This window comes from Acinetobacter sp. YH12039, assembly GCF_013420015.1.
Taxonomy (GTDB): Bacteria; Pseudomonadota; Gammaproteobacteria; order Pseudomonadales; family Moraxellaceae; genus Acinetobacter; species Acinetobacter amyesii.
In genome coordinates this window covers 1-8,408 of the sequence record NZ_VOZA01000073.1, presented here as the reverse complement: position 1 = coordinate 8,408, position 8,408 = coordinate 1, and the positions used below count along the sequence as shown (strand labels likewise).

At 40.8% G+C, this 8,408-nt stretch carries 8 protein-coding genes; 2 read left to right on the top strand and 6 right to left on the bottom strand.

Going from position 1 to position 8,408, the window contains the following annotated elements; genetic code table 11:
* Window positions 1–352: 352 nt before the first annotated feature.
* On the bottom strand, window positions 353–625 hold the full coding sequence (locus FTT98_RS16580; RefSeq protein ID WP_180042222.1) for a hypothetical protein: 273 nt from the start codon (window positions 623–625) through the stop codon (window positions 353–355).
* A 225-nt stretch (window positions 626–850) separates the two neighbouring features.
* Here FTT98_RS16580 and FTT98_RS16575 point away from each other — a divergent pair, with 225 nt between their 5' ends.
* Window positions 851–1,492 (top strand): YitT family protein, encoded by a 642-nt coding sequence (locus FTT98_RS16575; protein WP_180177583.1) that lies wholly within the window; start codon window positions 851–853, stop codon window positions 1,490–1,492.
* A gap of 492 nt (window positions 1,493–1,984) precedes the next feature.
* On the opposite strand, the gene tyrS is transcribed toward FTT98_RS16575, so the two are convergent.
* Window positions 1,985–3,217 carry a tyrosine--tRNA ligase gene (gene tyrS, locus FTT98_RS16570; RefSeq protein ID WP_171262600.1) on the bottom strand — a complete coding sequence of 411 codons (1,233 nt, stop codon included), beginning with the start codon at window positions 3,215–3,217 and terminating at the stop codon, window positions 1,985–1,987.
* Window positions 3,218–3,280: 63 nt separating this feature from the next.
* On the opposite strand from tyrS, the gene FTT98_RS16565 reads away from it, so the two are divergent.
* Window positions 3,281–4,408, top strand: a complete 1,128-nt coding sequence (locus FTT98_RS16565; RefSeq protein WP_078189534.1) for an anhydro-N-acetylmuramic acid kinase — start codon at window positions 3,281–3,283, stop codon at window positions 4,406–4,408.
* Window positions 4,409–4,507: 99 nt separating this feature from the next.
* Here FTT98_RS16565 and FTT98_RS16560 read toward each other — a convergent pair whose 3' ends face one another.
* The 4 genes from FTT98_RS16560 to FTT98_RS16545 form a co-directional block, all read right to left on the bottom strand.
* Complete coding sequence (locus FTT98_RS16560) at window positions 4,508–5,794, bottom strand: lytic murein transglycosylase (protein WP_180177582.1); 1,287 nt, start codon at window positions 5,792–5,794, stop codon at window positions 4,508–4,510.
* Between the two features lie 728 nt (window positions 5,795–6,522).
* Window positions 6,523–7,644 (bottom strand): 5-(carboxyamino)imidazole ribonucleotide synthase, encoded by a 1,122-nt coding sequence (locus FTT98_RS16555; protein ID WP_168379845.1) that lies wholly within the window; start codon window positions 7,642–7,644, stop codon window positions 6,523–6,525.
* A gap of 16 nt (window positions 7,645–7,660) precedes the next feature.
* Window positions 7,661–8,173 (bottom strand): 5-(carboxyamino)imidazole ribonucleotide mutase, encoded by a 513-nt coding sequence (purE, locus tag FTT98_RS16550; protein ID WP_078189531.1) that lies wholly within the window; start codon window positions 8,171–8,173, stop codon window positions 7,661–7,663.
* Between the two features lie 113 nt (window positions 8,174–8,286).
* Window positions 8,287–8,408, bottom strand: a 122-nt coding sequence (locus tag FTT98_RS16545; protein ID WP_180005585.1) for a zinc ribbon domain-containing protein, incomplete at its 5' end; no start/stop codon positions are given.

The following is an 8,408-nucleotide window of genomic DNA, read 5'->3' as shown; positions in this document are numbered from 1 at the left end:
TTCAAATGGCTATTCTACGTTTGATTGGTTTTGGAAAAAAAGAAGAATTTAAGAAAGTGCTAGCAATTTTAAGAAAGAAAAAGCCTGATAGGACAAGGATCCTATGAAATTTGTCGTGTACAGAGGCATTTTTTATAAATTTTTAGCAAATAGTCGATATTTAATTAAGTAAATTTCTTATATCTAGCAAATCTTTTTCAGCGCTTTTAAATCTAATAAAAGTAGCTTTGATTATTTATTGATCATTAGTCTACTTTTCTTCCTCAAAGCACATCATTTTTTTCTGTCATCACACCGATTCAAGCTTCATAGACATTTTTTAGCTTGCATTTTTATATTTACCAACATTCTTTTAACGTTCATATGCTAAATGTTGCATGACTTCCAAGATGACTTGTTGCTTTCCACTGAAATCCTCGGCAGAAAATAGCAGCTTGGCACGCCGAGGGAGTTGTTCTCGTACCAATGCAAATAGTTGGTACTGTGCTGCGATATCCAAATCATGTAATTGTTGCTGCGCCTCACAAAATAATGCTCTTTTATGCTGTGTAGTTTGGTAGTCAAATAAATATCTCAAGATTCGATCAATCTGTTCATCATGATTATCGGTATTGTAATACGCCATGTTGTTGCTCTTTTTTGATTTTTGACCATTGTTCCATAAGGCCTGTTTTTGCAAAAATCATTTTAATTACATGCTTAGTCATTTTTGCTGATAAAAATACAGCCTATTTTATTTGAATAATCACTATTAACGATCACAGTCATAAAAAGCCACTATTTTTGGGCTTTAGACGCATAGAGCGCAGGCTGCGTTTTACGTACACTCTTTTTATTTTTTAGGTGCAGGATGCCAACACAGTTTTTTCCACGCTTATTCTTACTATTAGGCGGATTAGGATTTTTGGCTTTTGGTGTCGTACTCTCTATACATTCAAATTTAGGGACATCCCCTATTTCCTCGGTGCCCTATAGCTTTAGCTATATCTTTCCTCTCACCGTCGGCACATTAACAGTATTAATGCATATCGTCATGATCCTGCTGCAAATGCTGATCTTAAAATCACGCTTTCAATGGATACAGTGGCTGCAATTACCCGTGGGAATTTTGTTTGGTGCATTTATTGACGGTTTAATGTGGCTGACCCAAGGCTGGAGCATAGAAAGTTACCCACTTCAACTCCTAGCTTGCTTGGCAAGTTGCCTGATTACTGCTTTAGGTGTGAGCTTAGTGGTCAAAGCCAGTCTAGTCCTCTTGGCCGCAGAAGGTCTCTATCAAGCCATTGCTGTTCGTTATCGCCTTGATTTTGGCAACTGTAAAACCTATGGCGACATCCTCTTGGTCAGTATTGCGGTTATCAGCAGTTGGCTGGTCTTACATCAAGTCATCGGAGTCCGTGAAGGCACCATTATTACCGCACTTTTAGTGGGAACATTAGTTAAGCTGATCTTACCTAAATTAAGCTTCATTCAATTTGGCCCTAAGCCCTAAAATAAAACTCAATGAACATCTATCTGAGTAAAGACATTTTAAAGCTCGATTGAATCGGGCTTTTTTCTGGAGCGATTAAAGTCTTTAATACAGAAATGAATGTGATTTTTGAAAGGAATAGCTCAATTTTACAAATAAAAAAGGGAAAGATCTCTCCCAAAATCTTTCCCTTAGAATTGAATCTTTAGTCGATCCATCGTGTAGTTATTATAGTTATTTGTTAACTCACTAAAAAAAGAGTCCCTTGGGGAAGAGACTTATAAAAAGTGGAGCTATCGTTATGTACCCTCTAGATGGTATATATCTCTCTAGATGAATAAATCTTATACATAAAATTCAAGAAATGCAACACATTTGGCAAAATTTAAGTGTTGTTTTTATAAGGTTTTTTTTGAATTTGCTTATTTATATTATTAATATATTAATTGGTAAAAAAAAGCAGGCCGAAGCCTGCTTTTAATTCAATAACTTAACTAAAAATTCAAGAATTTATTAGTCGGTAAAAGTTACTTTTGCGATCGCTTTTTTGCTCGCTTGGATAATCAAAGTTTTGTTTTCTGACACAGCATAACCTGCATCAACCACTTCCCAATCCACTTTCACTGCACCACGACCAATTGCATCTTTTGCTTGAGCTGCATTTTTAGTCAAACCCGCTTCACGCAAAATAGAAGTAATGAAAATCTCACCACCAAATGCGCCACGAGAAATAGTCACTTCTGGTGTACCTTCTGGAAGTTCACCTTCAGTAATCAAGTTGCCTGCACCTTTGTGCGCATTTGCCGCAGCTTCTGCGCCATGGAAACGCTCAACCAATTCAAGTGCAAGAATTTTCTTCACTTCTTGTGGATTACGACCTTCAGCCACTTCTTTAAGTAACTGTTGAATTTCTTCAATCGATTTAAAGCTCAACAAGTCAAAGTAACGTTCGATCAAATCATCTGGCATTGAAAGCACTTTTTGGTACATCGCACCCGGTGCATCAAATACAGCAATATAGTTACCCAAAGATTTAGACATTTTATTTACGCCGTCTAAACCTTCAAGAATTGGCACAGTAATGCACACTTGAGATTCTTGGTCATAACGGCTTTGTAATGTACGACCCATCAGCAAGTTAAAGGTTTGGTCTGTACCACCTAACTCTACATCCGCTTCTAGTGCAACTGAGTCATAACCTTGTACCAATGGATATAAAAATTCGTGAATCGCAATCGGTTGATGGCTGTTATAACGTTTAGTGAAGTCATCACGTTCCAACATACGTGCCACAGTTTGCTGTGAAGCTAACTGAATCAAGTCAGCAGCAGTTTTTTGACCAAACCACTCTGAGTTAAACACAACTTTAGTTTTCGCTGGATCAAGAATCTTAAATACTTGTTCTTGATAAGTTTTAGCATTTTCTAAAACTTTTTCACGAGACAACGGCGGACGCGTAGCGCTCTTACCCGTTGGGTCACCGATCATGGCTGTATAGTCACCAATCAGGAAGTAAACTTCATGACCTAAATCTTGGAAAACTTTTAATTTATTAATCAGAACCGTATGACCTAAATGTAAATCAGGTGCAGTCGGGTCAAAACCCGCTTTAATTTTTAATGGGCGATTCTGCTTTAATTTCTTAAGAAGATCTTCTTCAGAAATAATCTCATGTGTGCCTCGTTGGATGAGGGCAAGTTGTTCTTCAGCCGGCAGGAAATTTGACATCACAAAATCCAAATAGATCAGTTATACAATTTGTGCGATATACTAACACTTTTTCAGCACATTGCAGGCTTAAGAATCATCATGACAGCGATCTACATTGGGGTAATGACCGGCACAAGCATGGATGGTGTCGATATTGTTGCTGCTTCTTTTGATCCTTTAGAGATTCATGCAACGCTCACACTTCCCTTTGACCCAGACCTTCGTGATGAACTGATGGCACTTACTTTGCCTGATGATAACGAAATTGATCGCATGGGTAAGGCAGACGTTGCTTTAGCTCAAATGATCGGTCATGGCATCAATGAATTGATCGAGAAGAATCAGCTAGATCGCAGTCAAATCAAGGCGATTGGCTCACATGGACAAACCATCCGTCATCGCCCAGAACATGGTTTTACCCTACAAATTGGCGACCCCAATATTATTACCGAACTCACTAAAATCCCGGTGATTTCAGACTTCCGCCGCCGTGATATGGCTGCAGGCGGTCAAGGCGCACCTTTAGTTCCTGCGTTTCATCAAGCGCTTTTCCAACATGACACTATTCACCGTGTGATTTTAAACTTGGGTGGCATTGCCAATGTCAGCATGTTACCTGCGGGTAAACCTGAAGATGTCTATGGCTTTGATACAGGTCCAGCTAACATTTTAATGGATGCTTGGTGCGAACGTTATACTGGTCAGCCCTATGATGAAAATGGGAACTGGGCAGCTTATGGTCAACCTATTCGCAGTCTGCTCGACCGCTTACAAGCACATGAGTTTTTCTCTAAAGAACCGCCAAAAAGCACAGGTCGTGAAGACTTCAATCTAGAATGGTTAGATGAACAGATTCTCGATTGGCGTGGAGATCTCGAATATGACGAACTCGAAGATACACCAGAAAACATTCAAGCAACCTTAATGAAACTCACCACACGTGCCATTAAAAAAGCCATTTACCGTTCTGATATGGATACTGGTGAAGTCTATGTATGCGGTGGTGGTGCATACAATTCGCACCTATTAGAGCAACTGCGCTGGCGTTTACGTAAACATGAATGGACGGTACAAAGTACCGCCGATTTAGGCTTAAGCCCAACATGGGTGGAAGCCACAGCCTTTGCTTGGTTGGCGATGCGCTTTGTCAATCAGCTTAGTGCAAATTTACCAAGTGTGACTGGTGCTGCTGGCTATCGTATCTTAGGTACAATCACTGCGGTTTAAGAGTCAAAAACATATAAAAAAGGTCTGCAATTGCAGACCTTTTTTATATAGACAAGCTTTTATATATATTGACTACTATATAAAAAGCATAGCTCAAACTTAATTCATCATTGCCTTGGCATGCTCATTACGAAATGCCCGTAAAATCTGCTGTCCCGCCCGACCTGTTGGACTTAAACCCAGTCGATTTTGCTCTTGTCGAATTGCTTGACGGGTTTTATCTCCAATTAATCCATCAACTTTACCGATGTCATAGCCGCGGTTAAGTAAAAATTGTTGAATCTCACGTCGTTCCGCACGTGAAGTCCCAGGATCATCGGTTGGCCATGTCGTACTAAAGCCACCCTTGCCTTGCAAGCGATCGGATAAATGCGCAATCGCTAATGCATAACTCTCTGCCGCATTATAGCTGTAGATTGCATCGAAATTTTTAAACACTAAGAACACAGGCCCACTTGCCCCAGCCGGTGCCATTAAACCTGCTTGGCTTGATCCAGAAAGGTTACCTTGAATTAACGGCGTACCATCGGCACGCTGCAAACCACGATTCATCCAGCTGTCTAATGACTTTTTATTACGGCGACTTTCTCCACTGATCGACATGCCATCCGGAATTTTGACTTCAAAGCCCCACGGCTGACCAGTTTGCCAACCACGCTTTTTCAGGAAGTTGGCTGTAGATGCCAACGCATCCGTGGTGCTCGATACCAAATCACGGCGGCCATCACCATCAAAATCCACGGCCAGTTCTTCATAAGTACTCGGCATAAATTGGGTATGACCAAATGCACCTGCCCACGAACCTTTCAATTGTGATTCATTTAAATCACCACGCTGCAAAATCCGCATGGCTGCAAAAAACTCGCCACGGAAATAGCTTTGACGGCGTCCTTCACAACTTAAAGTGCCCAATGACTGTAATAAAGGATAGCTACCCGCAATATCACCAAAATTACTCTCCACACCCCAAACCGCGACCACGGTTTCAGCAGGCACACCATAAGCCGCTGCGACACGGTTTAATACATCACGATGCTGCGCCAATTTCTGCTGACCCAGTTGTACACGCTCTTCATCTACCAGACCGGACAGATAGTCCCAAATCGGAGTTGAAAACTCAGGCTGATAGTTGAGCTTTTCAATCACAGAATAATCAGGTGTTAAATTTTGTGTATAGCGATCATAAGTGGATGCACTCACACCAGCATTCATTGCTTGCGAGCGCAAATTGGCTAAACAACCTTGAAAGTTATTTTGTGGTGAAATGCTGCTTGTTGTAGGCATGCTCGACGCATTGACAGACTGACCATTAATAATCAACTCGGCATTTGCCTGAGTTATTGCCAATAAAGCAGTCCCGAAAACAAATCCTAAGTGATGCTTCATACCCTAGATCTTTTTTGAATTTAAATTGTTGCTTTAACAATAGCAGCTCAAAGCAAAAGTTAAAGGTTCAAAACGTAAATTTAAATTCATATTTTATACTTATTTAAATTCATTTTTAAAATTTGAATTCAAAAGCAGTTATCCACAACCCAACTTTAAATTCATTAGAAACCAAACACCGGTTTAAATTTAAATTCAAAACTTTTAAATTTAAAATAAATTAGGCGCATAAAAAATTACCCACAAATGCAAAATGGGGTAAAAATTTATTTTTATTATTAATAATCAAAATATTATAGGTTTTAAAATACACTCCCTATAGATCCAATAAGTCTGAGCAACTTTTAAATTCAAATTTTAAATTTAAACACAGCGAAATGAATTCATTTTTTCAAATTTGAATTCATAAACTTTGAATTCATTGCTTTTGGTATAGGATTTTTTGAATTCAAATTCATAGTTTAAATTTAAAAACACAGTTTGAATTCAAAACGCATTAGTTATTTTTGATTTTGATTCACATACATCGCAGACTATTGATACACAAAAAACCATACGAAGATTAGCGCAGAATATTTATAAACGAACGAACACTTTATGATCCATAGTTTCTTATCGTTTCAGCGATAAACGGTGTGATTTTGCAAAGAGGCGCAATGATGCCCGAACTACAGCAATAAAAAAAGCGGCCATGTGCATGACCGCTTTTTTATCATTCAAACACAGGTTTAAATGGTCATATCTTCGCTAAGTGCCAGTGGATTCGGCAAAATTTTCGCCAAAGCACGACATAAAGCTGTTAATTCTGCAGTATCGTTCGGCATTAATGTGATGTGACCGATTTTGCGACCTTCACGCTCTGTTTTGTTATACAGATGCAAATGTGCGCCATTCAGTGCCAATACATCTTCAGACTTCGGATGTTGGCCAATGATGTTTACCATGACCGTTGGACGAACAACTTCAGTTGAACCCAAAGGTAGACCTGCTACAGCACGAATGTGGTTTTCAAATTGTGAACACACTGCGCCTTCAATCGACCAATGCCCCGAGTTATGCACACGTGGCGCCATCTCATTGGCATATAAGCCTTTATCGGTCACAAACAGTTCTAGCGTCAAAACACCGACATAATTCAAATGATTGAGCAGGCGAGTAATGTAGTCTTGCGCAACTGGTTGTAAGTCTGCGCTGTTTGGCGCAGGCACAATCGAATGCGACAAAATGCCGTTGTGGTGGTGGTTTTCCGCCAATGGCCATGTTTTCACATCACCGTCTTGACCACGCACCGCAATGATTGAGACTTCACGTGAGAAGGTTACAAAGCTTTCCGCAATCAATTCACCAGCAGGGCCCAGTTCAGCCCATGCTTGATCCATTTGCTCAGCGCTACGTAGCACAAATTGACCTTTACCGTCATAACCGCCACGCGATGTTTTCAGTACGATGGGTAAACCCAGTTCAGCAACAGCGGCTTCTAAACTCTCTAAAGACGTCACGGCCTTATAGGGTGCAACTGGAATAGCCAACTCATCAAACAAGGCTTTTTCAGACAAACGATGCTGTGCAATCGCTAAAGCTTGGCGCGGTGGGTGCAATGCTTTGTTTTTGGTCAATACATCAACATCTGCCAGCGGGGTATTTTCAAACTCTAAGCTGAAAACATCTGCGCTCTGAATGAAATCTTGCAAGCCATTTTCAGCTTGGGTCGAAATCACTGGACCTAGGGCTGCAGAAGGGCAGTCGGTACTCGCTTCAAAGAAGGTGCATTGAATGTTTAAAGGTAATGCCGCTTGCGCCATCATACGACCCAACTGGCCACCACCAAAAATACCAATGGTTTTATCCATGAGAAATGCCCCTTAATTAAGCTTGACCCGGAATATTTTTACTCGCCACTTTATCGGTTTGCGCAGCACGGAAATCTGCAACATTTTTTGCGATTTCAGGCCGTGTTAAACCTAAAATTTGTGCAGCCATGATCGCCGCATTGGTTGCACCCGCTGGGCCAATGGCCAAAGTACCGACAGCAATCCCTGCAGGCATTTGTACAATTGAAAGCAGTGAATCAACACCATTTAGAATCGATGATTTTACCGGTACGCCGAGTACAGGCAAATCAGTCTTGGCTGCACACATGCCTGGTAAATGTGCTGCGCCGCCAGCACCGGCAATAATTACTTGAATACCACGATCACGTGCGGTTTCGGCATATTCGAATAATCGATCTGGAGTTCGGTGTGCAGATACTACTTCCGCTTCAAATGGGACGCCAAGCTGTTTGAGCATATTGGCAGTGTTTTCTAGCGTTGCCCAATCCGATTGAGAACCCATGATAATTCCAACGAGAGGAGTGTCTTGTGAAGCGGCCGCATTCATTGCAATGTTTCCAGAGATTAAAGTAAGAGAGAGTAAATCTCGACTAGAGCCAAGCTTTAATAAGAGCCCCGTATTATAGACTGAAAATTCATCTCATTGACATCCTCCCCCCCTTAAAAGAGGGTGATTCCTACAGCTAGACGCTTATGCCCAAGCGCAAGAATGTTTAGAGCTGAGTTTATATCTCGATCATGAGCTGTACCACAGCTCATGCACTCCCATTCTCTTATTCCAA

What these genes read in the sequence shown, in the direction of transcription:
- FTT98_RS16565 (WP_078189534.1), top strand. Translation starts at nt 3,281, where the DNA reads ATGACAGCGATCTACATTGGGGTAATGACCGGCACAAGCATGGATGGT.
- purE (WP_078189531.1), bottom strand. Translation starts at nt 8,173, where the DNA reads ATGAATGCGGCCGCTTCACAAGACACTCCTCTCGTTGGAATTATCATG.
- FTT98_RS16580 (WP_180042222.1), bottom strand. Translation starts at nt 625, where the DNA reads ATGGCGTATTACAATACCGATAATCATGATGAACAGATTGATCGAATC.
- FTT98_RS16560 (WP_180177582.1), bottom strand. Translation starts at nt 5,794, where the DNA reads ATGAAGCATCACTTAGGATTTGTTTTCGGGACTGCTTTATTGGCAATA.
- FTT98_RS16575 (WP_180177583.1), top strand. Translation starts at nt 851, where the DNA reads ATGCCAACACAGTTTTTTCCACGCTTATTCTTACTATTAGGCGGATTA.
- FTT98_RS16555 (WP_168379845.1), bottom strand. Translation starts at nt 7,644, where the DNA reads ATGGATAAAACCATTGGTATTTTTGGTGGTGGCCAGTTGGGTCGTATG.